The organism is Sorangium sp. So ce302 (assembly GCF_051530145.1).
Classification (GTDB): domain Bacteria; phylum Myxococcota_A; class Polyangia; order Polyangiales; family Polyangiaceae; genus Sorangium; species Sorangium cellulosum_B.
In genome coordinates, this window is the sequence record NZ_CP150326.1 from 734,597 (window position 1) to 761,580 (window position 26,984).

Annotated in this window: 18 protein-coding genes; 16 read left to right on the plus strand and 2 right to left on the minus strand. The window is 71.0% G+C overall.

The features are described from left to right. The first annotated feature begins 93 nt into the window (after positions 1–93). The 16 genes from WME73_RS02810 (at position 94) to WME73_RS02885 (ending at position 23,305) form a co-directional block, all read left to right on the plus strand. Positions 94–2,976 carry an MXAN_6577-like cysteine-rich protein gene (locus tag WME73_RS02810; protein WP_437914648.1) on the plus strand — a complete coding sequence of 961 codons (2,883 nt, stop codon included), beginning with the start codon at positions 94–96 and terminating at the stop codon, positions 2,974–2,976. Positions 2,977–3,223: 247 nt separating this feature from the next. After that, positions 3,224–5,749, plus strand: coding sequence for an MXAN_6577-like cysteine-rich protein (locus WME73_RS02815; protein ID WP_437744021.1), 2,526 nt, complete (start codon positions 3,224–3,226; stop codon positions 5,747–5,749). 351 nt (positions 5,750–6,100) lie between these two features. Further along, complete coding sequence (locus tag WME73_RS02820; protein ID WP_437744022.1) at positions 6,101–7,222, plus strand: hypothetical protein; 1,122 nt, start codon at positions 6,101–6,103, stop codon at positions 7,220–7,222. A gap of 267 nt (positions 7,223–7,489) precedes the next feature. Then, positions 7,490–7,846 carry an NADH-quinone oxidoreductase subunit A gene (locus WME73_RS02825; RefSeq protein WP_437744023.1) on the plus strand — a complete coding sequence of 119 codons (357 nt, stop codon included), beginning with the start codon at positions 7,490–7,492 and terminating at the stop codon, positions 7,844–7,846. Between the two features lie 26 nt (positions 7,847–7,872). Further along, positions 7,873–8,418 (plus strand): NADH-quinone oxidoreductase subunit B, encoded by a 546-nt coding sequence (locus WME73_RS02830; RefSeq protein ID WP_437301525.1) that lies wholly within the window; start codon positions 7,873–7,875, stop codon positions 8,416–8,418. Continuing rightward, entirely contained in the window at positions 8,415–9,068 is a 654-nt protein-coding gene (locus WME73_RS02835; RefSeq protein ID WP_437744024.1) for an NADH-quinone oxidoreductase subunit C, read from the plus strand. The genes WME73_RS02830 and WME73_RS02835 overlap by 4 nt, the downstream gene beginning before the upstream one ends. A gap of 3 nt (positions 9,069–9,071) precedes the next feature. Continuing rightward, positions 9,072–10,286 (plus strand): NADH-quinone oxidoreductase subunit D, encoded by a 1,215-nt coding sequence (locus WME73_RS02840; protein WP_437744025.1) that lies wholly within the window; start codon positions 9,072–9,074, stop codon positions 10,284–10,286. A 79-nt stretch (positions 10,287–10,365) separates the two neighbouring features. Continuing rightward, positions 10,366–12,048, plus strand: a complete 1,683-nt coding sequence (locus WME73_RS02845; RefSeq protein ID WP_437744026.1) for a 2Fe-2S iron-sulfur cluster-binding protein — start codon at positions 10,366–10,368, stop codon at positions 12,046–12,048. Further along, the gene (locus tag WME73_RS02850; protein WP_437744027.1) at positions 12,045–13,811 is read left to right on the plus strand and encodes a complex I subunit 1/NuoH family protein; all 1,767 of its coding nucleotides are present in this window, start codon (positions 12,045–12,047) and stop codon (positions 13,809–13,811) included. The genes WME73_RS02845 and WME73_RS02850 overlap by 4 nt, the downstream gene beginning before the upstream one ends. A gap of 11 nt (positions 13,812–13,822) precedes the next feature. Then, complete coding sequence (locus WME73_RS02855; protein ID WP_437744028.1) at positions 13,823–14,497, plus strand: NuoI/complex I 23 kDa subunit family protein; 675 nt, start codon at positions 13,823–13,825, stop codon at positions 14,495–14,497. A gap of 107 nt (positions 14,498–14,604) precedes the next feature. After that, positions 14,605–16,062, plus strand: a complete 1,458-nt coding sequence (gene gatB / locus WME73_RS02860) for an Asp-tRNA(Asn)/Glu-tRNA(Gln) amidotransferase subunit GatB (RefSeq protein WP_437744029.1) — start codon at positions 14,605–14,607, stop codon at positions 16,060–16,062. A 140-nt stretch (positions 16,063–16,202) separates the two neighbouring features. After that, positions 16,203–17,048 carry a lysophospholipid acyltransferase family protein gene (locus WME73_RS02865; RefSeq protein ID WP_437744030.1) on the plus strand — a complete coding sequence of 282 codons (846 nt, stop codon included), beginning with the start codon at positions 16,203–16,205 and terminating at the stop codon, positions 17,046–17,048. A 104-nt stretch (positions 17,049–17,152) separates the two neighbouring features. Next, entirely contained in the window at positions 17,153–20,554 is a 3,402-nt protein-coding gene (locus WME73_RS02870; protein ID WP_437744031.1) for a GAF domain-containing protein, read from the plus strand. Between the two features lie 636 nt (positions 20,555–21,190). Beyond that, positions 21,191–21,973: a hypothetical protein gene (locus WME73_RS02875; protein ID WP_437744032.1), complete on the plus strand. Its 783-nt coding sequence runs from the start codon at positions 21,191–21,193 to the stop codon at positions 21,971–21,973. 79 nt (positions 21,974–22,052) lie between these two features. After that, positions 22,053–22,883, plus strand: a complete 831-nt coding sequence (locus WME73_RS02880) for a hypothetical protein (protein ID WP_437914649.1) — start codon at positions 22,053–22,055, stop codon at positions 22,881–22,883. 98 nt (positions 22,884–22,981) lie between these two features. Further along, a complete protein-coding gene (locus WME73_RS02885) occupies positions 22,982–23,305 on the plus strand; it encodes a hypothetical protein (RefSeq protein WP_437744034.1) in 324 nt (107 codons plus the stop codon). Positions 23,306–23,423: 118 nt separating this feature from the next. Here the strand turns inward: WME73_RS02885 and WME73_RS02890 are convergent, their stop codons facing one another. Continuing rightward, on the minus strand, positions 23,424–24,518 hold the full coding sequence (locus tag WME73_RS02890; RefSeq protein ID WP_437914650.1) for a hypothetical protein: 1,095 nt from the start codon (positions 24,516–24,518) through the stop codon (positions 23,424–23,426). After that, positions 24,515–26,917 carry a DEAD/DEAH box helicase gene (locus tag WME73_RS02895; RefSeq protein WP_437914651.1) on the minus strand — a complete coding sequence of 801 codons (2,403 nt, stop codon included), beginning with the start codon at positions 26,915–26,917 and terminating at the stop codon, positions 24,515–24,517. Before WME73_RS02895 ends, WME73_RS02890 begins: the two co-directional genes overlap by 4 nt. Positions 26,918–26,984 lie beyond the last annotated feature (67 nt).

The window sequence follows — 26,984 nt, forward strand, 5'->3', positions numbered from 1 at the left end:
TCGACGATTGCAGAGCGAAAGCGAAGAGGCGTATCCTCGGCGCCGGATCTCTCGGAGCCACGCGGTGGCCGGCCTGTCCGCCGAAGGATGTTCATGAGTCACCCCGGATTGCGCGCCAGATTCGAGCCGTCGTCGATGGCGCTCTGGCTGACGGTCGTGGCGCTTGTCGCCCTTGCCGCCCTCGCCGCGTCCTGCGCGGAGGACCCGGCCGCCGCGCCGTGTGGTGACGGCCTCACGCCGTGCGGGGGAGCGTGCTTCGACACGCAGGCCGATCCGGACCACTGCGGCGGCTGCGAGGGCGTCTGCGCGAGCGGGACGCGGTGCGAGGCGGGCGTGTGCGTCGGCGGGGGCGGGGCGGGCGGCGAGCTGTGCGCCTCCGGCCTCGTGGCGTGCAGCGGCGGCTGCGTCGACCTCGCCACCGACGCCGCCCATTGCGGGGGCTGCGGCCAGGAATGCGCGGCCGAACAGCGGTGCGAGGGCGGCGCCTGCCGCTGCGCCTCCGGCTTCACCGCGTGCGGCGGCGGCTGCGTGGACGTGAAGAGCGATCCGCTGCATTGCGGGACCTGCGAGGCCCGCTGCCCCCTCCACGAGACGTGCGTGGAGGGGGCGTGCGTCTGCGACGAGGGCTTCGCGGTCTGCGGCGGCAGGTGCGTCGATCTGGCCGTCGACCCGGCGCATTGCGGCGCGTGCGGCGCGGCGTGCGCCCCGGGGCTGTTCTGCCGGGAGGGCGCGTGCGCCTGCGCCGCCGGCGACTACGAGGACATCGGCTCGACGGTCCCTCGGCTCCTGACGGGCACCACGGTCGGCGCGGAGACCTATTTCCCGCTCGCCTGCATGGGAGTCGGCTCGACCCAGTTCGTCTACAGGTTCACGGCGGAGGAGGCCGGCAGGTACAAGTTCGACACCGCCGGGTCGAGCTACGACACCGCCATCGGCGTCCTGGACTTCGACGCCTGCGAGGAGCTCGCCTGCAACGACGATCGCGGGGGAGCCGCGACGGGCAGCGCCTCGGTGGCCCTCGAGGAAGGGCAGAGCGTCCTCGTCGTCGTCTCGGGCTACGACGGCGCGCAAGGCGACTTCGCCCTTCACCTCGACCGGATGGCGCCGCCGGTGTGCCCGCTCGACACCCTCGCGACGGCTCTCCCGCTGAGCATCACCGGGGACACCTGGGGGCTCGGCGACGCCGTCTCGACGCGTTGCGGTTCAATCGACACCTCCGACGCGAGCTATAGCTTCACCGCGCCGCGCGCTGGCGGGTACGTCTTCGACACGTCCGGATCCACGTTCGATACCGTCCTCGAGCTGCGCAGGGGGTCCTGCTCCGGGACGGTGATCTCTTGCAACGACAACGCCATGGGAGCCAAGACGTCGCGCCTCGTCGCGAACCTCGCCGAGGGCCAGACGGTCGTCGCGGTCGTCGACGGCGTCGACGGCGGATCCGGGCCATTCACGCTCAACGTCTCCGAGTACGTGCCGCCTCCATGTCCGGAGCTCACGCTCGACGCCACGTTTCCGCAGACGGTGACGGGCACCACGGCTATCCCGGATCGCGTGAGCGCCGTCCCGTCGCCCTGCACCAGAGACAGCGGCCCCGAGGCCACCTATGCCTTCACCGCGCCGGCGACCGCACTCTACACCTTCGATACCTTCGGCTCCTCCTTCGACACGGTCCTGCACGTCCACAAGGGGACATGCAGCGGCGAGAGCGTCGCGTGCAACGACGACGCCTCTGGCACGCAATCGCAGGTGGAGGTGATGCTCCGCGAGGGAGAGACCATCTCCGTCGTCGTGGACGGCTACGCTCCAGTCGCCTCCGGCGCCTTCCAGCTCAACGTGAGCCAGACCTTCGTCCTCCCTTGCCCGCTGATCGATCTCGGCTCGACGGTGCCTCAGACAGTGACGGGGACCACCGCGGATGTGGCCGACGTCCTGCGCCCGAGCTGCGGCGCCGGCGCCGGCGAGGTGACCTACCGCTTCACCGCGCCCGCGGCCGGCACCTACATCGCCGATACGTTCGGATCGAGCCTCGACACGGTCCTCTCCGTCCTCGACGGCAGCTGCACCGGGGCCGAGCTCGCGTGCAGCGACGACGCGCCGGGAAGCGAGCAGTCGCGGCTGACGCTGGAGCTCGCCGAGGGGCAAACGATCGTCCTCCTCGTGGACGGCAGCGCCGCGGGCGCGTCGGGCGATTTCACGCTCAGCATTGCGCCGTTCTCCGGCGGCGGCACCTGCTCGACGGCGATCGATCTCGGCTCCGTCGTCCCGCAGCTCGTGACAGGGAGCACCGCGGAGCGGCCCGAGTCCGTTCGCCCGGCCTGCGGCTCCTCGTCGAATGCTCCAGACATGATCTACCGCTTCACCGCGCCGGAGGACGGGCTCTACATCTTCGATACGTTCGGATCGAGCTTCGACACGATACTCCAGATCTTGGAGGAGAGCTGTACGGGGACGTCGCTCGGGTGCAACGACAACACGGACGGTCAGCAGTCGCGTGTCGCCCTCCGCCTGGCCGCCAATCAAACCGTCCTCGTCGTCGTCGACGGCCTCGGCACGAGCTCCGGCGACTACGTGCTCCAGGTGGACCGGTTCACCGGCCCGGGGACCTGCGCGACGGCGATCCACCTCGGATCGCCGCTGTCGATCACCAGGACCGGCACCACGCGCGGCCAGCCCGACGCGGTGAGGCCGAAATGCGTGTCCGCGGCGTCCGTGTCCTCTCCGGAGACGGTGTTCACCTACACCGCCCCGATCCGCGGCACCTATGTCATCGACACGATCGGTTCGTCGTTCAACACCGTCCTTCACGTCCACACGCGTGGCTGCGCCGGCACCGAGCTACAATGCAACGACGATCTGACGAGCTCACAAGCGTCGAGGGTACAGATCGAGCTCGCCCCCAACCAGACCATCACCGTGGTCGTCGACGGGTATAATGGAGCGTCCGGCGACTTCACGCTGAAGATCGCCAAGCTCTGAGTCCGCGCTGGAGGTGCCCTGGCCTGCCTGGCGACGGTGTCTGTCGCGTCGAGCCCGCGAGGGCGCCTCTCCGCGGCGCGGCGCGGCGAGCGCGGTCCGGGCCGCGGCTCGACCTGCGCGCCGCCAGCCGAGCACCCCCGCCGGTTGCGGATGCGCCGGCCGTAGGCGTATCCTGGCGCGCGCCTCGTTATCCGCTCGCCTCGTTATCCGCTCGCCTCGAGCGGCCACGCACCCCCCAAGGATGGCTATGAACAGATCCGGATCGCGCCCCAGGCCCGCCCTGTCGTCCGCCGCGCTGCTCCTGGCTGCGGGGGTCGTCCTCGCGGCGTCCTGCGCGGAGAGCCCCGACGCGTCGAGCGAGTGCCCTGACGGGCTGTCGCGGTGCAATGGAGAGTGCGTCGAGCTCCAGGCGAACGCCGAGCACTGCGGCGCGTGCGGCGACGCCTGCGAGGAGGGGCAGCTCTGCGTGAAGGGCCGCTGCAGCGGGGGCGGCGGTGAGGGCGGCGGCGGTATAGGGGCCGGCGTCGGGGGCGGGGAGGAGTGCGGAGAAGGCCAGACCGACTGCTCAGGCAGATGCGTGAACCTCCAGACCGACCTGCGGAACTGCGGCGATTGCGACGTCGAGTGCGCGGAGGGGCACGTCTGCGCGGACGGCTCCTGCGCGTGCGCGGGCGATCTCACGGAGTGCGACGGCGCCTGCGTGGATGTGCTGAGCGACAGGCGCAACTGCGGCGAGTGTGAATCCAGCTGCGCGCCTGCCCAGCTGTGCGTCGACGGCGTCTGCACCTGCCCGGCCGGTCTCGCGGCGTGTGATGGCGCGTGCGCCGATCTGCAGACGAGCCAGCTCCACTGCGGCGCCTGCGGCGTCGCGTGCGAGCGAGGGGCGTTATGCCAGGCAGGCGCCTGCACCTGCGTCCTCGGGACGTATGATGAGCTCGGCAACACGTTCCCGCAGACGATCACGGGGACCACCATCAGCGGCGAGACGAACTACGATCTCGCGTGCGTGGCCGCCGGCTCGTCGGAGCGGGTCTACCGCTTCACGCCGTCCGTGGCGGGGACATACACGCTGGATACCGTCGGGTCCACCTTCGATACGGCCATCGGGGTGCTGGGATCGACCACCTGCGCTCAGCTCGCCTGCAACGATGACATTGCCACCGGGGTCGCCCAATCGAGGGTCCGCGCGGTCCTCGAGGCGGGCCAGCAGGTCCTCATCGTGGTGACCGGCTTCGACGGAGGGGAAGGTGATTTCACGCTCAACATGGCGAGGGCCGATCCGCCGAAGTGCCCAGGGTGGGCGATCGACGCTGCGCTCCCGACGACCGTCACCGGCAACACCGAGCACTTCGGCGACGCGATCAGGCCGACGTGCGGAGGCGCAGACAGCCCCGACGCGAGCTACATCTTCACGGCGCCGGCGGCCGGGAAGTATGTATTCGATACCTTCGGCTCCGGGTTCAATACGATCCTGGAGCTGCACGACGGCGCGTGTGATGGCGACGTGCTCACCTGCTCCGACGACTCAGGAGAAGGGTCGCAGTCGCGCGCCACGGTGGAGCTCAGCGCCGGCCAGAAGGTCGTGGCGGTGATCGACGGCTTCGAGGGCGCGCGTGGGCCCTATACGCTGAACGTCGCCGCGTGGGCTCCGCCCGCGTGCCCCATGGTGGATCTCGGCTCCACCTACCCGCAGACGGTCACGGGCCACACGTCAGGCCTCGACGGCGTCCTCCAGCCCCCGCCGGCCTGCGCCACGGGGAATTCCCCCGAGGTCAGCTACAGCTTCACGGCGCCCATCGCCGGCCGGTATACATTCGATACGCTCGGCTCGACCTTCGACACGGTGCTCCACGTTCACGACGGCAGCTGCACGGGCGCCTCGCTGGGGTGCAGCGACGACGCGGAGGGCTTGTCGTACCGATCGCGGGTGTCCACGCCCCTCGCGGAGGGGCAGACGGCGGTTGTGGTCGTGGACGGCGCGTCCGGGAAGCACGGCGCGTACACGCTCAACGTGAGCGGCACCCCGGGCCCCCCGTGCCCGGAGAACGCGCTGGAGTCGGTCGTCCCGCAGACCGTGCAGGGGACGACCGTCGGCGCTGGCGACTACGTGAGCGCGCCGTGCGGCATGCCCGGCGGCGAAGACAGGGCGTACAGCTTCACGGCGCCGGCCGACGGATTGTACGTCTTCGATACGTTCGGATCGAGCTTCGACACGGTCGTCCACGTGCACGCCGGCACGTGCGGCGGCGCGGTGCTCGGCTGCAACGACAACGCCACGGGCGTCCAGTCGCGGATCGTGGTGCCGCTCGCCGCGGGGCAGGAGACCGTCGTCGTGGTCGATGGCGCCAAACCCGAGGCCACGGGCGCGTTCAAGCTCAACATCAGCCTGTTCCAGGGGGACGGCATCTGCGGGAACCCCGTCGATCTCGGCTCGACGGTCCCGCAGACGACGACGGGCTCCACCCTGTACCAGCCGGACTCGGCCACACCGAGCTGCGTCCCGTCGAGCGGCAACGACAGGGTCTACCGCTTCACCGCGCCGGCAAACGGGACCTACGTGGTCGACACGCTGTCGTCGAACTTCGACACCGTCCTTCACGTGCACGACGGTGACAGCTGCTCCGGCCCCGAGCTCGCGTGCAACGACAACACGGACAGGGTCAGCTCGCGCGTGGCCGTGACCCTCACCGAAGGGCAGGTGATCACGATCATCGGCGACAGCCGGCGTTCCGCCTCCGGCAACCTCACCCTCAACATCGCAAAGATCCCTTGAGCGGGGCGCGCCCGCTCGGCGACCCGTCGGCCAGCGGGCAGAGGGGCGCGGGAGCGGGGCGGCACCGCTGCTGTGGCGGGTCGGCCGTCGCGACGGGCCCGGCCGGGGCTCGTGGGTCACGGGCCGGGGAGGGGGGCGCGGATCGGCGCGCGTGGGGGCAGGTGGAGCGGCATGGAACGATAGGGAGCCATGGAAGGCGGCCAGCGCTCTCGTCGGTGAGCGACGCGGGCGACGTGTCGACGCGCACGCCCTAGGAGTTTTCTTGAGAGCGGCGCCCGCCCGTGCGAGTCTCGGCCCCCTTGGGACTTGCGCCCGTCGTCCGGGACGCGCCCCTGTGATCCGGGTCGAACCATGCCAAAGGAACGCGTGTTCTCCCTCGATGCCGTTCGGACCGACGGCTGGTTCGAGCGCATAGGCGACGGTATCGGCAGCTTCCAGGCGCTCTGCGAGATCGTGGGCGAGGCGTTCTTTGCCTTCTCGATGATTACGGGCGCCCGCATCACGGCGCTCACCGTCGACCGCCGCAACCCGGACAACACCCTGGTCGACTTCGTTATCGCGCCGCCGGGCGAGGAGGACATCGACGGCGACGTCCAGCGGCTCACGCTCGCGGACTTCCGCCACCGCCTCGTCGGCGCCCTCCTCACGGAGGACACGACGCCGCCCGCGCCCGAGCGGGACACCGACCTCGAGGGCATCCAGCTCCACATCGGCGTCCGCTACCTGCTGCTCGCCCCGCTCTACGGCTACAGCCTCCGCAAGCTCGCCGTCGAGGGGAAGACCTCGCGCCTCCTCCTCCTGCGCGACGGCATCGAGGAGACCCACGAGCTCAACGAGTTCCGCGCCCGCATCCGCTCGCACGTGCGCGACGAGCTCGAGCGCGCCTCGGCCGGCGCGCGCTCCGCCATCGATCTCACGAAGGTCGCCGAGGCCGAGGTCGCCTCGCAGCGCGGCGACTTCCCGAAGGTGATCCAGCTGCTCGGCACCTGGCCGGCCCCGCTCGCGATCTTCCTGCGCACGCCCGAGGGGCAGATGCTCACGCCGGACGCCCGCAGCCTGATCGCCAAGGGCCTTGGCCTCCTCGGCACCGCGTGCGTCAAGCTCGGCGAGGAGCACCAGGGCGAGGAGGTCATGCGCCTCGCCGTCCAGTATGCGCACGACGGGGCCGCGGCCGGCGACATCTTCCGCCGGCTGGGCGAGGCCATGCTCGACGACGGCCGGGCCGGCGAGGCCATCGGCCCCCTCCGGCGCGCCGCCAACCTTGGCGCCCCGCCGAAGCAGATCTGGCCGCTGCTCGCGCGGGCGTTCGTGCAGCGCAAGAAGTTCGTCGCCGCCCTCGCCTGCGTCCGCGAGGCGCGGAGCGTGGGCGTGGCGGACGCCGACATGGTGGAGGAGATCCGGGAGATCGAGGCCAGCCTGGGGACGGCGCTCACCGCGTGGCGAGGGCTGGTCCTGGCCGCGAACCGCTCCTAGACTTGCGGCCCCCCGGTAGCTCGCAGCTTGCCCACCGGTTGGCCGACCGCCTCCATTGACACCCCCGCGGCGGCCGACTAGATCCGGCGCGGATTAAGCCGGGATCGCTCGGATTTTTGCTGCTTCAGGCAGCATCGCCGCGTCGCTCTCACCTTTTTGGACTGCATGGTTCGGGGCCGTGGGCCCCGAGGTCTCGCCCCGAGACGCCGCGCGCCTCGGCGAGATGGTCGACCCCTCCAGGGGTCGACGCGTAGGAGTGCTCTCTCGATGGCCACCTACATCCCCCTGTTCCTGCTGTTTCTCGTCGCCGCGATCATCGCGCTCGCGATGTTCACGCTGACGTCGCTGCTCGGCCCGAAGAACCCGACGCCCGAGAAGATGATGCCGTACGAGTGCGGCAGCGACTCGACGGGCGGGCGGTTCGTCAAGCCGAGCGTGAAGTTCTACCTGACGGCGATCCTCTTTGTCGTGTTCGACATCGAGGCGGTGCTCATCTACCCGTGGTCGGTCCAGTTCCGGACCCTCGGGTGGACGGGCCTCGCGACGATGAGCTCGTTCGTCGCGCTGCTCGTCGTGGCGCTCGTGTACGTGTGGAAGAAGGGAGCTCTGGAATGGGAGAAGTGAAGGCCGGTGGGCCCTCGACGCGGGTGATGGAGGGCTCCGAGCACGGCTTCGCGACCACGCGCGTGGACGCGCTGCTGAACTGGGCGAAGAAGTACTCGCTGTTCCAGTACCCGTTCGTGACGGCGTGCTGCGGCATGGAGTACATGGCGATGGCGAGCCCGCGCTTCGACATGGCGCGGTTCGGCGCCGAGGTGCCGCGCTTCTCGCCGCGCCAGGCCGACCTGCTCTGGGTGGTGGGGACCATCAGCCAGCGCCAGGCGCCGGCGCTCCGCCGCATCTACGAGCAGATGGCGGACCCGAAGTGGGTGCTCGCCTTCGGCACGTGCGCCTCGTGCGGCGGCTTCTACGACAACTACACGACCGTCGCCGGCATCGACAAGGTCATCCCCTGCGACGTCTACGTGCCCGGCTGTCCGCCGCGCCCCGAGGCGGTGCTCGACGGCCTCATGCTGCTCCAGGACAAGATCGCGCGCGGCGATCGCACGCCGGCGATCGTCAAGCCGCGCGAGGATCCGGCGCAGACGACGGAGCACCTCGTCACCCTCCAGCGCAAGGAGCGGAGCCTGCCATGAGCAAGAAGGTCCTAGAGCTCCTCACGGCGCAGTTCCCGGGCGCCGTCCTGGAGACGCACTCGCAGTTCGGCGACGACACGGCGGTGCTCGATCCCGCCGTGTGGCGCGACGCCGCCCTGTTCCTCCGCAACGACCCGCGGACCCTGATGAACATGTTCGTCGACCTGACCGCGGTCGACTACCTCTGGCGCGGCGACGTGCCCCGCTTCGAGGTGGTCTGCCACCTGCGGTCGCTCGAGCGCAACCACCGCGTCCGGATCAAGGCGCGCGTCGGCGACGAGGAGGGCAACGGCGCCGAGATCGACTCGATCGTCCCGGTGTGGAAGGGCGCGAACTGGTTCGAGCGCGAGTGCTACGACCTGCTCGGCATCGTCTTCAAGGGGCACCCGGATCTCCGGCGCATCCTGATGTACCCGGAGTTCGAGGGGCACCCCCTGCGCAAGGACTACCCGGCCGACCGCATCCAGCCGCTCATCCCGTTCCGGGACGTGCCGAACACCGGCAAGCTGCCGCCGTTCGGCCCCGACGAGGGCATGAGCTTCGGCCGCCAGTCGCACGACTTCGCGCTGCACGGCCCTGGGGCGTCGATCGACGGAGACGAGGCCGTGAGCAACGGCAAGCGCGCGGGCGCGCTGGAGGAGCGGAGCTGACCCATGGAACCCCTGGATCGCGAGCTGGACGAGGCCGAGCTCGACCTACCGAGCGAGCCGATGCTCCTCAACATGGGGCCGTCCCACCCGGCGATGCACGGCACGGTGCGCATCGTGCTCGAGCTGTCCGGTGAGACGATCAACAAGGCCGACGTGCAGATCGGCTACCTGCACCGCGGCTTCGAGAAGATGTGCGAGCGCGGCACGTGGTCGCAGGTCTTCCCGTACGTCGACCGGCTCAACTACGTCTCGCCGATGCTCAACAACGTCGGCTTCGCGCTGGCGGTCGAGAAGATGCTCGGCGTCACGGTGCCCGAGCGCTGCCAGTACTACCGCGTGATCCTCGGCGAGCTGGCGCGCATCTGCGATCACATGATCTGCAGCGGCGCCATGGCCATGGAGCTCGGCGCCTTCACGCCGTTCCTCTACCTGTGCCGCGCGCGCGAGATCTTCTGGGAGATCTTCGAGGAGGAGACGGGGGCGCGCCTGACGCACAGCTTCGGCCGCGTCGGCGGCATGGCGCGGCCGCCCACGGCCGACTTCAAGGCGATGGTCCGCGTGGGCCTCGCGCGCGTGCTCGCGCTCGTGAACGACGCCGAGAAGCTCATCCTCAAGAACCGCATCTTCCTCGACCGCCTCGACGGCGTCGGGCAGATCTCGCAGGAGGACGCGCTCGCGCTCGGCTGGACCGGCATCGTGCTCCGGGCGACCGGCGTGCCCTACGACGTGCGCCGGGCGAACCCGTACATGGTCTACGACCGCTTCGACTTCGACGTGCCGGTCGGCACGCGGGGCGACAACTACGATCGGTTCATGTGCCGCCAGGAGGAGATCCGCCAGGCGGGGAGGATCATCGAGCAGGCGCTCGAGCAGATGCCCGACGAGGGGCCCGTCAACATCGACGATCCGCGCATCGTGCTGCCGCCGAAGGAGGAGGTCTACACGACCATCGAGGCGACCATCCAGCACTTCAAGATCGTCATGGAGGGCATCAAGGTGCCCGCGGGCGAGTGCTACTCGTACACCGAGGCCGGCAACGGCGAGCTCGGCTTCTACCTGGTGTCCGACGGCAGCGGCACGCCGTACCGCGTGCGCATCCGCCCGCCGTGCTTCGCCACGACGCAGGGGCTCTCCCAGCTCATCACCGGGCTGATGATCCCCGACGTCGTGCCGACCTTCGGCTCCCTCAACATGATCGGCGGGGAGTGCGACCACTAGCGACGGCGCGAGGAGCGCTCCCGTCATCGACTTAGGAAAGCAAGGGCCCTCCGCGGCCCCGCCGGGAATCGAGAGCACGATGCCTACGATCAAGATCGACGGAAGGGAGATCCCCTTCGAGAGCGGTGACACGATCATCCGCGCGGCGCACCGCGCCGGGATCGACATCCCCCATTACTGCTGGCACCCGGGCCTCAGCGTCGCCGCCAACTGCCGGATGTGCCTGGTCGAGGTGATGCCGCCGCCGGGGCGGCCGGCGATGAGCCTCGACATCCTCCGCTGGGACGCGGCGAAGCAGGACTACGTGCCGGCGGCGAAGCCGAAGCTCCAGCCGGCCTGCCAGATGGCCTGCGCGAACGGCATGGAGGTGCTGTCCGACAACAGCGACCACGTGTCCGAGGCGCGCTCGGCGGTGCAGGAGCTCCTGCTGCTGAACCACCCGGTCGACTGCCCGATCTGCGACCAGGCCGGCGAGTGCCGCCTCCAGGACTACTGGCTGGAGCACCAGCGCAAGGGCAAGCGGATGCGGCAGGAGCCGGTGCACAAGCCGAAGGCGGTCACCTTCGGCCCGACCATCGTGTACGACGCCGAGCGCTGCATCGTCTGCACGCGGTGCATCCGCGTCTGCAACGAGCTCGCCCGGGATCCGGTGCTCTCCGTCCGCGAGCGCGGCAACCTCGGGGAGATCACGGTCTCGCCGGGGCGCGAGCTCGACCACAACTACACGCTCATGACCGAGCACGTCTGCCCGGTCGGCGCGCTCACGTCGCGCGATTTCCGGTTCAAGGCGCGCGTCTGGTTCCTCCGCAGCGCCCGGACCGTCTGCCAGGGCTGCGCGACGGGCTGCAACGCCTACCTCGACTACGATCCGCGCAACAACACCCCGTACCGGCACCGCCCCCGCGAGAACATGGCGGTCAACACGTACTGGATGTGCGACGAGGGCATGCTCTCGTACCGGCACGCGGTCGATGGGCGGCTGCTCACGGCGCTCGTCGGCAACGACGACGCGAGCGTCGACGACGCGCTCGCCGCGGCCAAGGAGCAGCTCGCAGGCCACGGCGACGACCCGCAGAAGGTCGCGATCGTCCTGTCGGCGCAGCACTCGAACGAGGACAACTTCGCGCTCTACCACCTCGCCACGACGTACCTCGGCGCGACCGACTTCTTCGTGTCGGGCAAGCCGCTCGGCCAGGGCGACGACATCCTCATCAGCGAGGACAAGAACCCGAACACCCGCGGCGCTGTGCAGATCGCGGCGGCGACCCCGCCGCGCCCGGTCGCGGAGCTGATCCAGGGGATCGCGTCCGGGCACTACGCGTACGTGGTCGCCCTCGGGTCGGACCTCGAGGTCGACGCGGGCGAGGCGCAGCGGGCGTTCTCGCGGCTGAAGGGGGTGGTGACGATCGCCGCCCACGAGGGGCCGCTCGCGAAGGCCGCGCGCGTCGCCCTGCCGGCGTGCTCCTGGGCCGAGGCCGAGGGGACGTACGTGAACGGCAAGGGCCTGGCGCAGCGGAGCGAGCGGGCGCTGCTCCCGCACGGCGACGCGCGCCCGGCCTGGGAGCTCATCGGCCGGCTCGGGCGCGCGCTCGGGTACGAGACCGGGTGGAAGACCCTGGCCGAGCTCCGCCGCGCGATGCCGCCCGGCGCGGCGCTTGGTGGGCCAGCCGGGGCAGCGGCGCCCTCCGCGCACGCCGCGCCGGCGCCCGCCGCCGCCGACGGCGCGCGGGTCGAGCCGAAGAAGACGGAGGCCACGGCATGACCAGCGTCGAGCTCGTTCTCGCGATCGTCAAGATCCTCATCGTCGTCCTGTTCCTGCTGAACATGGCGGCGATCGCCACCTGGGCCGACCGGCGCCAGGGCGCGATGGTGCAGGACCGCGTCGGCCCGAACCGGGCGGTCGTCTACCTGCCGTCCCTGGTCGTGCGGGGCATCGTGTTCTTCCCCCCGGCGCTGCTCGCGGCGCTGTCCGTGTTCACGGCGACCCGCCCGGCGTCCGCGCCGGCCGCGGCCGAGACGATGGTGGCCGCCGCGCAGTTCGCGGTGGCCGTGGCCTGGCTCGGGCTGATCGTGTTCTGCGCGTCGGCCCGCAGCGGCGGCCCGATCAACCCGGCTGAAGAGGCGCTCGCCCGCGTCGAGCCGCGCAACATCTTCTACGGGGGCGTCATGGCCCACGTCGCGGTCTTCTTCCTGACGCAGGCGGTCCCGCTCTCGGCGGCGCCCGTCGTCGCGCGGATCGCGTGTGTGCTGCTCGGCGCGCTGCTGCTCGTGACGGGCGCCTACGCGGCGCTGCGCGTGCCCGAGGGCAAGATCCCGCTGCGGCTCCTCGGCACGCTCCACGCCGCGGCCGACGCGATCAAGATGATCTGGAAGGAGGACTTCATCCCGAAGAACGCCGACCGGCTCCTCCACTCGCTCGCGCCGCTGCTCGCGATGTTCCCGGCGCTCGTGACGTTCGCGGTCATCCCGTTCGGCGACAAGCTCTGCTTCGAGGACAACGGCGACGGGGTCTTCGGCTTCGGGGACCTCCCGCTGCTCAAGCGGACGGTCGACCAGGCGTTCACGTGCAGCGGCCACGTCGTGAACCTCCAGGTCGCGGACCTCAACGTCGGCATCCTCTACATCTTCGCGATGGCGGGCACCGGCATCATCGGCGCCGCGCTCGCAGGCTGGGCGAGCGACAACAAGTTCTCGCTGCTCGGCGGCCTGCGCGCCGCGAGCCAGATGGTCAGCTACGAGGTCGCGATGGGCCTCAGCGTCGTCGGCCTCTTCATCATCTACGGCAGCGTCCGGCTCGGCGACATGGTGCAGTGGCAGGCCGAGCACACGTGGGGGATCTTCGTCCAGCCGCTCGCGTTCGTCCTGTTCCTCGCGGCCCTCGCGGCCGAGACGAAGCGCATCCCGTTCGATCAGCCCGAGGGCGAGAGCGAGATCGTCGCCGGCTACTTCGTCGAGTACTCCGGGATGAAGTTCGGCATGTTCATGACGGGCGAGTACGTGGAGCTCATCACGTCGAGCGCGCTCCTCGTCACGCTCTTCTTCGGCGGCTACCACCTGCCGTTCCTGGACCGCGACGGCATCAACATCGCCTTCGGCGACGCGACGCTCTTCCAGTACAAGATGACCCACTTCGCCGTGAGCCTGACCTACGTGCTGGCGTTCTTCGGCAAGACGATCCTCATGGCGTGGGTGCAGGTCTTCTTCCGCTGGACGTTGCCGCGCTTCCGTTACGACCAGGTGATGCGGCTCGGGTGGACGAAGCTCCTGCCGCTCACGATCGTCAACATGATGGTCACGGGCATCGTCGTGCTGGCCGTCGACTCGGCGCCCGCGGGGCTCGTCGGCGGTCTCCAGGTCGCGGCCGACGTCACCCACGCGGTCGTCGCCCTGGGCGGGTTCGCGGCGGTCGTGGCGCTGATCGCCGGCCTGCTCGAGCCGATCGAGCGCCAGCGCACCGTCAACTCCACCTCTTCCCGGTTCGCGGCCGCGGCGGGGGGCACCAAGGCGTCGCCGCAGCAGGCGTAGAGGAGGATCTCATGGCGAGAGCTACCCCCAGCACCACGTGGACGAAGCCGGCCGGAAGGCCGGTCGCCGGCAAGCCCATTCCGCGGCCGGTCCGGAGCGCTGACGTCCAGGCCTACATCCCCGAGATGGTCAAGGGCCTGGGGATCACGATGAAGCACTTCTTCAAGAACACGAAGGAGATGGTGCTCGGCCAGAAGCCCGACCCGGTGCTGCACGCGCTCGAGCCGGGCGTCACGACGATCAGCTACCCCGAGGAGAAGCGCCCCTACCCGGAGCGCTTCCGGGGCATCCACCGGCTCACGCTGCGCGAGGACAACTCGCCCCGCTGCGTCGCGTGCCTCTGCTGCTCGACGGCGTGCCCGGCGCAGTGCATCGCGATCGAGCCGGCCGAGTACCCCGACGGCGATCGGCGGAAAGGCTACGAGCGGTACCCGAGCAGCTTCGTCATCGACGAGCTCCGCTGCATCTTCTGCGGCTTCTGCGTCGAGGCGTGCCCCGTCGACGCCATCCGGATGGACACCGGCCTCCACGCGGTGCCCTACGACTCGCGCGAGCAGTTCATCTACCGGCGCGATCTCCTCATGAGCCTCTCCGATCGCTCGGGCTCGCGGCTGACGGCGAACAAGCGCCACGAGCCGGGCGACCCGACGCACCCTGGCCTCTCGCGCGACCACGCGGATCACTGAGCCTGTCTTCCTCCCCCGGTAGGCCGTGCCGTTGCGCCGCCTGCCGGGCGGCGGAGCCCGGGCATCTCGCCTCTCGTCCGGCTGAGGTTCTGCTAGAAGGGCGGGTCATGGCGACGACGTACGGCTCCTTCGAGGCGGTCATCGGGCTCGAGGTCCACGCGCAGCTCCTCACCCGGACCAAGGCGTTCTGTGGCTGCGCGACCAGCTTCGGCGACCCGCCGAACACGCACACGTGCCCGGTCTGCCTCGGCCTCCCGGGGGCGCTCCCGGTCCTGAACCGCGAGGCGGTCCGGATGGCGGTGAGCGCGGCGCTCGCACTCGGCTGCGCCGTCCAGGAGAGCAGCGTCTTCGCGAGGAAGAACTACTTCTACCCGGACCTGCCGAAGGGCTTCCAGATCAGCCAGTTCGATCGGCCGCTCGCGCTGCGCGGCCAGCTCGAGATCGAGACCGAGGCGGGCAAGATGCGGGCGGGGATCACGCGCGTCCACATGGAGGAGGACGCCGGCAAGAACGTCCACGGCATCGGCGGCCTGTCGGTCGTCGATCTCAACCGCGCCGGCACGCCGCTCATCGAGATCGTCGGTGAGCCCGACCTCCGCTCGGGCGCGGAGGCGGCCGAGTACCTGAAGCGGCTGCGCGAGATCCTCATGTTCATCGGCGTGAACGACGGCAATCTCGAGCAGGGCAGCTTCCGCTGCGACGCCAACGTCTCGGTCCGCAAGGTGGGGGAGACGAAGCTCGGCACGCGGACGGAGCTCAAGAACATCAACTCGTTCCGCTTCGTCGCCGAGGCGATCGACCTCGAGATCCGGCGGCAGATCGCGCTCATCGAGCAGGGCGGCCGCGTCCGGCAGCAGACCCGCGGGTACAACGCCGAGAAGAAGGAGACGTACCTCCTCCGCGACAAGGAGAACGAGTCCGGCTACCGCTACTTCCCCGAGCCGGATCTGCCGCCGCTCGTCGTGGACGAGGCGTTCCTCGCCGACGTGCGCGGCGCGCTCCCGGAGCCGCCGGTCGACAAGCGGCGCCGCTTCACCGAGTCGCTCGGCCTCACCCCGTACGCGGCGTCGGTCCTGACCGGCCACCCGCAGATCGCGGCGTTCTTCGAGGAGGCCGCGCGCCTCCACGGCGACGCCGTGAAGGTCGCGAACTTCGTCCAGGGCGAGGTGCTGCGCGACACCCGGACGACGGGGCTCTCCGCGGCGTTCCCGGTCGCCCCCGGCCAGGTGGCCGCGCTGCTCCGCCTCGTGGACGAGGGCGCGATCAGCGGCAAGCAGGCCAAGGAGGTCTACATGGAGATGGCCGGCACGGACCGGGCGCCCGGCGACATCGTCCGCGACAAGGGCATGGCCGTGATGAGCGACGCGGCCGCGATCGAGGCGGTCGCCGCGTCGGTCATCGCCGCGAACGAGAAGCAGGCGGCGGCGTACCGCGGCGGCAAGACCGCGCTGTTCGGCTTCTTCGTCGGCCAGATCATGAAGAAGACGGGGGGCAGCGCGAACCCGGCCGTCGTGAACGACGTGCTGAAGCGACTGCTCGAGGGAGCTCCCGCCACGAGCGGGTGACGGGGCTTTCTCCGAGCGCAAGCGTGAAATAGGGTGCCGCCGGCCGGCGTCTCGCCGCGCGAGCCGGGGCGCGCCCGGCGCCTCCGCCTCGCTGAAGCCCTGGCTCTACGATCGCCCCGAGCGGGAAGGACATCCGACGCATGGTCAGCGCTCGCCCCCTCGACGCCCTCCGCTTCCCTCTCCGCACGGCCGGCTTCGTCGGCCTCACCTTCGGCATGTACGGCCTGCTCGAGGTCGACACCGCGATCTCGCCCGCGGCCGACCGCGAAGTGGTCCTCCACACATGGATGCGCCGGTATGGGCGCGCGCTCCTGAAGCTCTACGGACTCGACGTGCGCGCGGGCGGGCTCTTCCAGGGTGAGCTCGCGGCGGGGCGCGCCGACGGCGCGGCCGATCCGGCGGGCGCCGGGTACTGCCCTGGACGCGACGCCGCTGGGCTCGGCCGGCTGTTCGTGATGAACCACCGCTCCGCGCTCGACATCATGATCACGCTCGCCTTCTTCGAGGCCACGGTCGTGAGCCGGGCCGACCTCGCTGGATGGCCGGTCATCGGCATGGCGGCGCGCCGCGTCGGAACGCTCTTCGTGGACCGTTCCAGCAAGCGCAGCGGCTCTGCGGTCGTCCAGGCGATGTGCTCCGCGCTCAAGGGCGGCCGTGGTGTGATGGTCTACCCCGAAGGGACCACGTTCTCCGGAGATGAGGTGCGGCCGTTCCGCGCGGGCGGCTTCACCGCGGCATGCCGCGTTGGCGCGGAGATCGTCCCCGTGGGGCTCGTGTACGGCGGCGCCGAGTCCTCCTACGTCGACGAGTCGTTCACGGCGCACATGGCCCGGGTGAGCCGTGCGCGACGTATCCCGGTAGCGCTCGAGGTCGGCGCGCCCATCGCCACGGTAGGCCAGGACGTCGGCGAGGTGCGCGACGAATCGCACCGCGCCGTCCAGGCGCTCGTCCACCGCGCCCGCGCGCGGCTCGCCGCCGACGGTTAGCGCCGCGCTTTCTCCTGCGCCGCTGGCTTCTGCGATCGGCCCTCGCTACGATGCGGGCCGCCGGCGACCCCATGGAGCGTGAAGGCAACCCTAGCGAGACCGCCATGGCATGGCAGGTCCTGAAGCCGCCCCGCGGAGGGGCGATCCATAATGAGCTGATGTTCCTGGCGGACGCGAGCGAGCAGCTCACCGGATCGCTTGACCCTCATACGATCCTCGAGCGGCTCGCGCGTCTGTCGGTGCCCTACCTGGCGGACTGGTGCACGGTCGATCTCATCGAGCGTGGCGCCGCGGACGCCATGGGCCTGGTCGGCTCCGTGCCGCCGCCGCCGCCGTCGGACGGCGGTCCCACGTTCTTGGCCGGGCCGGACGGGATCGACCCGGCGCCCGTGGCGGGCATCTACGCGGCCCGGCGCCATCGCGCCGCCGCGGACTCCGACCCGGCGGGCTCCGATCGCGCGGGCCAGGCGGGCGCGACGCGGCGGCGGTTCTGCCGCGTCGCCGCGAAGCACGTGAACCCCGAGCGCGAGGGGCTCCTGCGCGCGATCTCGCCCGACGCCGAGGAGCGCCTCGGCATCGCCAAGGTGCTGCACAGCGGCGAGTCCGAGCTCTTGCACGAGCTCGATCGCGACAAGAGCGACGAGGCCGCCGAGCGCGCCGCCGCGCTGGAGCAGCTCGGCACGCGGTCGGCGATGGCGGTGCCGCTCATCGCGCGCGGCCGCAAGCTCGGCGTGCTGTCGTTCGGCGTCTCGGAGTCGAACCGCATCTACTCCGCGGACGATCTCGTGCTCGCGGCCGAGCTCGCGCACCGCGTGGCGCTGGCGCTCGACAACGCCTACCTCTACCGGAAGGCGGAGGAGGCGCGCCACGCCGCGGAGCGGAGCGCGGACCGGGCCGCGTGGCTCTTCGCGGTGACGGCCGCGCTGTCCGACGCGATCACGCCGCCCGCGGTGCTCCGCGTGCTCGCGAGCGACGTCGTCGCGGCCGCCGGGGCGATGACCGGCGTGGTGGCGCTGCGCGCCGGGCTCGGCGGTGAGCTCGAGACGGTGCGCTCGACGGGCTACCTCGAGGCGCAGATCGCGCGCTTCAAGAGCTTCGACCTCGGCGCGGAGCTGCCGCTGGCGCGCGCGGTCCGGGAGCGCCAGCCGATCTTCCTCGAGTCGGAGGAGCGCTTCGGCGAGTTCGAGCCGGGCTTCGCGTCGTGCTGCGTCGCGACGGGCGAGCGCGCGTACGCCGCGATCCCGCTCTTCCTCGAGGGGCGCGTGCTCGGCGCCGTGGGGTTCGGCTTCTCGGCGCCGCAGTCGTTCACCGAGGACGACCGGGCGTTCATGCTCGCGCTGGTCCAGCAGAGCGCGCAGGCGCTCGAGCGGGCGCGCCTCTCCGCGCTGCAGACGGAGGAGGCCATGCACCTCTCGCACGAGGTGCTGAAGCAGATGCCCGAGGCCATCCTCGTCACGGACGTCGAGGGCAACATCCGGTACTGGATGGGCGAGGCCGAGTCGATCTTCGGCTACCTGTCCGAGGAGATCGTCGGCAAGAGCATGGCGCTCCTCCACCGCGACGACGTCCGCGAGGAGAGCACGGCCCGGATCCTCCAGCAGATCGAGGACGCGCGCACCTTCGTCGGCGAGGTCCCGTGCGTGCGGCGCGACGGCTCCGAGGTGCCGATCGAGATCACGGCGTACGCGGTCCACGACCAGGAGGGTCGCCCGCTGTTCCTTGTCGGCATCCACCGCGACATCACTGATCGCAAGCGGGCCGAGGAGGAGCGCGCCCGGCTGATCCGGGTGCAGGCGGCGCGGGCCGAGGCCGAGGAGGCGGCGCGGCGGTTCGCGTTCCTGGCCGAGCTCAGCACGGCGCTCGCCGCGTCGCTGGACTTCACGGCCACGCTCCAGTCGCTCGCGCGGCTCGTCCTGCCGGTGCTCGCCGATTTCTGCCTGGTCGACATCGACGACGGCCTCGGCCTGCGCCACGTCGCGGCCGCGCACGTGAGCCCGCTGAAGGAGCCGCTGCTCCGGTACTTCCACCCGAGCCGGGTCGACGGCGAGCCGGGCCCGGTGGCGCGCGTGCTGCGCACGGGCCGGTCGGAGCTCTACGCGGACGTCCGCGGGGACGTGCTGCTGCACGACGCGATGACGAGCGAGGAGGCCACGGCCAACCGGACGCTCGCGCCGCTCTCGTACCTCGTGGTGGCGCTCCGGGCGCGCGGGCGGATCCTCGGCGCGATCTCGCTCGTGTCGTCGGAGTCGGGCCGGTTCTTCGAGCGGTCCGACGTCGCCTTCGCGGAGGAGGTGGCGCACCGGGCCGCGCTCGCGCTCGACAACGCGCGCCTGTACCGCGAGGTGCAGGACGCGAACCGCCTGAAGGACGAGTTCCTCGGGACGGTGTCGCACGAGCTGCGGACGCCGCTCAACGCGATCCTCGGCTGGGCGAGGATGATGCAGGCGGGCTCGCTCGATCGGGTCGCGGAGACGCGGGCGCTGTCGGCGGTCGAGCGCAACGCCGAGCACCAGGTGACGCTGATCGACGAGCTGCTCGACGCGTCGCAGGTGGTGACGGGCACGCTGAAGATCGAGCGGCTCGCGGTGGAGCTGACGTTGCCGGTGCAGACGGCGGTCGAGTCGATCCTCCCGTCGGCCGCGGGCAAGGGCGTGGCGATCGAGACGAGGCTCGATCCGGAGGGCGTGTTCGTCGAGGGCGACCCTGCGCGGCTGCAGCAGGTCGTGTGGCACCTGCTCTCGAACGCGGTGAAGTTCGCGCGCCCTGGGGGGCTCGTGCAGGTGCAGCTCTCGCAGGACGAGCGCTTCGCCGAGGTCAAGGTGATCGACGACGGCGAGGGCATCTCGGCGGACTCGCTCCCGCACGTCTTCGAGCGCTTCCGGCAGGAGGACAACAGCGGCGCGCGCCGGCACGGGGGGCTCGGGCTGGGGCTGTCGATCGTGCGGCACATCGTCGGGCTGCACGGCGGCATGGTGCGCGTGACGAGCGCCGGCCCCGGGCGCGGGACGACGTGCACGGTGCAGCTGCCGCTCTCGACGGGCGCGACCGCGACGGCGCTCACGAACGCGGGCATCGCGCCCGACCCGCGCAACCCGTTCCCGCGGCTCACCGGGGTGCGGGTGCTCATCGCGGACGACGATCCCGACACGCTGGCGATGCTCTCGGCGGTGCTGCGGCGCTGCGGGGCCGAGGTCAGCACGGCGACGTCGAGCAACGAGGCGCTGAAGCTGCTGGAGACGTCGGAGCCGGCGCTGCTCGTCGTCGACATCGGGATGCCGGGGGAGGACGGCTACTCGCTGATCCGGCGGGTGCGGGATCTGCTGCCGCGCAAGGTGGGGCGCACGCCGGCGCTGGCGCTGACGCCGTACGCGCGGACCGAGGACCGGGTGCGGGCGCTCGCGGCCGGCTACCAGATGCACGTGCCCAAGCCGATCGAACCGATCGAGCTGGCGGCGGCGGTGAAATGCCTGGCGACCGGGCTGATGCCTTGGTCCCGGGACGACTGACGGGGGATCCGGGGGCACGCGCCGGGGTGGGGGTGTGCGCGGCAGCGCGCGGGGGGCGCTGGCCATCCGCCAAGACGGGGGCGGGAGAGCTTGCGCATGAAACACCGCCCGGCATGTCTCACTTCGGGTCTTGCCTTCTGAGACGTTCCGTTGCGCGCCACACAAGGCGCGCCTGGGACGTGGAGCCTGCTGGGACCTTATGGCACCTCGTTCGGTGCTCCAGCGCGCCCCCCGCGCGCTGCCGCGCACACCCCCACCCCGGCGCTCACGGCCCTGGCGCCCATGCCCCCTGACCGAGGGCGAGCTTGATTCGGTAGGGGCCGAGCCGCTCGGGGAGCGAGCGGTCGGCTGCGTTCATTCAAGCGCCGACGTCGCGCTCCTCACGTCCGCCGTCAATGGTTGTCTCGGGGGCGAGGGCAAGTTGTTGCCCTGGGCAAAGGGTTGCCGTCAGGGGAGGGGCCGCCGGGCAAGTTGTTGCCCTCTCTTCCGGTCGCGCGTCCGTGATGCCACGTTTTCGATTGGCATTCTTGTTGCAATTCTGGACGCAGCATCGCTCGGATCCCATGACCTGCGTCGATGCGCGGCGCCGGCGGCTCCAGGCGAATGCACAAGGATTTCTGAGAGGAGAGCATCGCCATGGCCACGCCCTATTCGATCGACATTGCTATGGACCAGAACACCTTCAACGCCCTGGAGTCGGGCGGATTTTTTCTGTATGGATTCAAGGGGGTGCAGACGAGCATCCAGGGCGGCGCGCCGCTCGTGTGGTTCCAGACCAAGAACTTCTCCCTGGATACCACCATCTCGTGGGAGGAGCAGTATCAGGGGTACACCTCGCAGAGCGCCATCATCCCCGGCGGCAAGATCAAGGCGAGCGCGTCCTACGACATGAACCTCGGCGACATCCTCCAGGTCACGAGCCCGGCGGGCACGGGCACCGTCGTGACCGGTGGAACGCAGAACGCGATCTCGATCGCGAACCAGACCACGACGCAGATGGTCTGCGGCATCTCGCAGGTGCAGTCGGTGAGCGGCAGCGCGGTGGCGACGCCTCTCTGCGCCTTCCCGCTCTACGGCAACATGCTCGATGTCTTCGCGCCAATCCAGCTCGTCTTGCTGGAGTTCGCCACGACGGCGGTGAACACGGGGACGGTCATCTTCCAGGCGTTCAGCCAGGCCGCCCTGATCAACCTCACCAGCGAGCCCGAGGTCTCGTTGAGCTTCGACATCAACGCAGGCTGGAATTCCAGCGGCAACCCGAACGTACAGCTCGTCCCCGCGGGCACCAACCTCGCGCCGCTCCTGCTCCAGTCGTCCGCCAGCCTGAACCGAAGGATCCTGGCGGCGCAAAGCGCCCACGCGCCGGCGCCGGAGGCGCGCCACGCCTCCCGCAGCAATGGCGGCCTGATCCAGGCCTGACGTGGCGCCCGCGGGGCGGACCGGCTGCCGGTTCACCCTCCGCGGTCAGGCGACGAGCGCGACGCGGCAAGGAGGCCTCATGCGACGACCTCTTCGTGGACAGGCCGCGCTCGTCGCCGCGTCGTTGCTGTCCCTCACGTGCGGCACGGGTCTCAGGACGCCCGACGAGCGGCCAGGCTCGGCGACATCGAAGGCCGCGCGCGTCGACGAAGCCGCTCCGCCCATTTCCTCCTCAGCGCCGACCGAGAGACGGCTGATCGTCTCCATGAGCGCCGAGACGGCGAGCGCGCTCGCCGCCTCCGAGATTTCGCTGTACGCCTTCAAAGCGGTGGGCGCAGAGGACGCCGCCGGCGTGCCGCTCGTGTGGTTCCAATCGAGGACCTACTCCCTCACCACGACCCTGTCGTGGGCGGCGCTTTATCGGGCCTACACCGCGACCCGCACGCTGCTGCCGTCGGCCCGGGTGGACGCCTCGGCCTCGTACGACATCGAGCCCGGACAGGTGCTGTACGTGCAGGAGCCGACGGGCACCGGCGTCGTGCTCCTCGGGGGACCGGCGAACGCCATTTCGATACAGAACGACACGTCGACGCCGTTCACCTGTGGCCTCGCGCAGCGCCTCGGCGAGACCGCCGCGCCCATCGCCTCCTTTCCGCTCTATGGCAAGACCCGCCAGGTCTTCTATCCGATGGAGACGGTGCTCCTCGTCTTCGCGGCGTCGAGCCTCCGCCCCGGCGACCCGGCCACCACGTCGCCAGGACCAGGCGTGCTCGTGGAGCTGGGCCAAGAGAGCGTCCGCCGGCTCGCGTTCGAGATCAACGCGGGGTGGAGCTGGGGCTCCGAGCCCTGGGCCATGGCCGTGTCGGCCGGCGCGGACATCCTCCCCCTGCTCGTCGTCCGGACCCCCTGAAGGACGATGTCCTGGCATTGACGTTGCTATTCATTGCCATCGCGTGTTGCACCGGCACGACCTGTTCGTCGTGCCTTGTTACAAGACAGGAGACAACCATGGCCGTCGTCAATATCCCGCCCAATCAGGTCATCTACAAGCTCGGCCCCATCCCCGGGACGATGCACGTCTACAACACCGGCAACCCCGGAGGCGGCGCGACCACCTACAGCATCACCATTCTCAACGTCGGCGCCTGGACCGACGTCGTCATCCAGACGGGCCACACCGACACCTACCAGCCCAACGGCAACGTCGTCTTCGTCCAGAACCTTGGGCCGAGCAGGCTCCAGGTCCTCTACGTGGAGAGCGAATTGACGGTCGAGCAGGCGGGCGGCCGCTCCGTGAAGGAGTTCCCCGTGCTCGACGCGCCCGCTGGCTAATCCGGGAATCACCAGGGGACCGAAGCGAAAAGGGCGCCATCGCCAGGGCCACCTGGGATCGGAGGCGGAAAAGGAAACCGCGGAGCGTGGAGCGGTCTGGCGGCGGCTGGACAGGTCCTCAGCGCCGCTTGGCGCACGCCGGGCACGCGATGCGGCCCTGCGCGTTCGGCGCGCACGCCTCGCAGAGCAGGTGCATCCGATCGTCGCAGGCCGCCGGCCGCGCCGTCGCGGCGCCGCACGCCTCGCACGTGAGCCTGTCCAGGCTCGAGGCGCCCGCCGGGAGCCGCAAGACGATGTCCCGCGACTCCTTGCGCCGCCGGAGACGCATGTTGACGAGCGCCGCCGGGACCTCGGCGCTCACCAGCGCGGCGACCGAGCACGTCACCTTCGCCGCGAACCGCGCGGGCAAGGCCTCGAGCTTCGCGTTCCGCTCGGCGACGAGGTGCGCGACCTTGGCCTCGACGGCCTTCGGATCCGCGCGCCGCCGCGGCGCCCGCGCCTCCGCGAGCAGGTCCGCGAAATACGACACGATCCGATCGTGATCCCGCGCGTGCCTGCGCTCGACCTCGCCGAGCAGCGGCTGAACCGCCGTCCGCACCGCCTGCTCCGCACGGAGCGCGATCCAGTCCGCCGCGCGATCGTCTGTTGAGAGGGGCACGGCGCTCGGCAGTACGAGGGCGCTCGGCCAGGAGAGATCCAGGTGCGCGCCCACCGCAGCGTCCGGCTCGCCGCCGTCGTGTGCGTTCACCACGACCCGAACGAGCCCCTCGCGCCGGTCGTCGGCCTCGACCCCATAAGCGACGATGGCCGCGACGTAGACCGCCGCGCCCGTGGAGACCTGACCGGGCTCGCAGAGCCCGTTGCGCAGCACGAAACGGTCCGCGGCGGCCCGCACGTGGGCAGGCCGCGGCGGATCCGCGGCGAGCCGCACCGAGGTGGACACCGGCCGCCCGCGCGCCCTCGCGATGAGCCGCTCGAGCAGCGTGGAGCCAAGGCCACACGCGACGTCCCCGTCCCGATCGGGGTAGAGCGCGAGGGCGCACTCCTCCGGGACCTCGATCTCGGCCGCGAGCTGCGCCGGCAGGAGCGCTACCGCCCGCGCGTCCTCCCGCTCTGCGAGCGCTCCGGCCTCCGCGAGCGCCTCGACCACGAAATCGAGCGGAGAGGGCAGCGCGCCCTCCGTGGGCGAGAGCATCCCCAGCGCCGCGGTCACGCCTCGTAGTCCTTTCCAAAGAGCCTGGCGTCGAGGCGCTTCACCTGCTCGTAACGCCCGCGCGCCGCGGCGAGCTCCTCGGCAATGGCGTCGAAGCCGCTCGCGATCTCCTCCTCTGAGAGCGATGTCGCGTAGAGGGAGACAATCCGCTCCTCCAGATCGCGCTCGTCCGCCATGTTGCCAAGGACCATATCCATCTCGCCCACGACCAGCTCGAACAGGTGCAGGCGGCGGTCGAGCAGATCGAGGACACGCTCCTCGGCGGTGCCCCGCGCGCAGAGGTTGTAGACGCGCACCTCCTCTCGCTGGCCCATCCGGTGCAGCCGCCCGATCCGCTGCTCGATGAGCATGGGGTTGTACGGAAGATCGAAGTTCACGAGGACATGGCAGTGGTGGAGGTTGTGCCCCTCGCCGCCGGCGTCGGTGGAGACGAGCACGCGCGCGCGGCCGTCACGGAACGCCGAGAGCGCCGCGCGCTTGTCCGCGGCGGAGAGGCCGCCGTGGAACGCCACGGGCTCGACGCCGGCCTCGCGGAGCACGGCCTCGATGTACGAAAGCGTGTCGCGGAACCGGGTGAAGACGAGGACTTGCTCGTCGTGAGCGCGCACGAGATCGACGAGGGCGCCGCCCTTCCGGGACGCGCGGACCGAGGCCGCGAGCTTCGCCAGCGCGGCGAGCGCGGCGCGCAGCCCGGGGACGCGCCGCTCGCTCGCGCTCATGCGCTCGAGGCTCCCGCGAACTGCGGCGGGGCTCGAGCCGGCGCCGAGCAGGAGCGTCGAGGCCAGCATCCGGGAGCCGGCGTCGGCCCCGTGCGCGCGCACGAGGGCGAGGACGCGCTCGTAGAGCTCGCGCTCCTCCAGGAGCGGATCGACAAGCGCCGTGCTCACATAGCGGGGCGGCAGCGCGAGGCCGCTGTCGGCGCGGGTGTTGCGCACCATCACCTCGGCGAGCAGGGCGCGCAGCCGCTCCCGGTTCTTCGGCGACAGCGGGTCCTTCGGGTCGACGAACTGCGCGCGGAAGGCCGCCGGGGTCGCGAACTGCCCGGGCTTGAGCAGCGTCACGAGGTTGTAGAGCTCCTCGAGATCGGTCTCGATCGGCGTCGCCGTGAGCATCAGGAGGAACCGGCTGTGCAGGCCGTCGACCAGCTTGAAGCCGGCGGTCGTGCGGCTCTTGACGTGATGGGCCTCGTCGACGATCACGAGGTCCCACGAGGCGGCCTGGACGAGCGGCGCGTGCTTCGCGCTCCTCGCGAGGGCGAGCGACGCGACGACCACGCCCTCCTCTTGCCAGAAGGCCTCGGGGTCCGCCGTGCGCGCGGCGTCGTCGGTCGTGCGCGCGGCGATCCCGGCCTTCTCCGCGAGCTCGCCCGTCCACTGGCCGACGAGCGCAGGAGGGACGAGCACGAGCGCCCGCCGGACCATCCCGCGGAGCTGGTACTCGCGCAGGATCGTCAGCGCCTCGACCGTCTTGCCGAGACCGACCTCGTCCGCGAGCAGCGCGCGCCCGCGGAACACGCGGAGGACGCGGCGCGCGGTCTCGATCTGGTAGCGGTGCGGCTCGACGCCCGTGAGCGCGGCGAGCGCGAGCAGCTCCTCGAACTGCTCGGCCGAGGCGAGCAGGTGGGCGCGCAGCGCGTGGCTCACCGCCGCGAGCGAGGAGGGCGGGCCCGCGAGCCGCTGGAGCAGCTCGGACCGGTCGAGGCCGGACATCAGGAGCGGCGCCGGCTTCCTGGGCGGCGGAGCCGGCTCGGGCGGTGACGCCGGCTCCGCCGCGCCGGAGGCGGCGGGCGGCCGGGAGGCGGTGGGTGGCCGGGAGGCGGTGGGCGGCCGGGAGGCGGCGGGCGGCCGGGAGGCGGTGGGCGTGCCGCGCGGGCCGGCAGCGCGGGCGCGCGGCGGGCGTTCCGGGGTCGTCGGGGTGGCGGGGGGACTTCGTGGCGGCGCGGTGGGCGCTTCGGTCCGCCGAGCCCGCGCGGGTGAGCGGGTCCGAGCGCGGGTGACAGGGCGCTCCGGGGGCGACGGCTGCTCCGCGCGATGAGCCAGGAGGAGTCGCTGGACGTCGTGGCGAAAGACGAGCTGGCTCAGCCGGCGCGGGATACCGACGTTGCGGTCGATGCAGAACGTGCTCGCGTTGTAGACAAGGAACGCCGGATCCGCGCTCGTCGATTCGCGCATCCGCTCGATGAGCGCGCTGCCCGCGAGCGCCTGTGGAAGGCCGCGCGCGAGGAGCAGGTCACGCGCCTCGTCGAGCGTCAGCGGCTCCTTATGCGACCGGCCCGAGAGCGCGAACGCCAAGGTGAAGAGATCAGCGCCGGAGAGCAGCCGGCTGCCCGCTTCCGTGGCGAGCAGCCAGCGCACGTCGCTCGCGGAGATCGACGTGATGGGCGTCGTCGAGACCTGCATGCCTCGGCCGCGTGTATCCCTCTGGCTCCGGGATGTCGAGGTGCCATGGGCGCGAGAACGGTGGAAA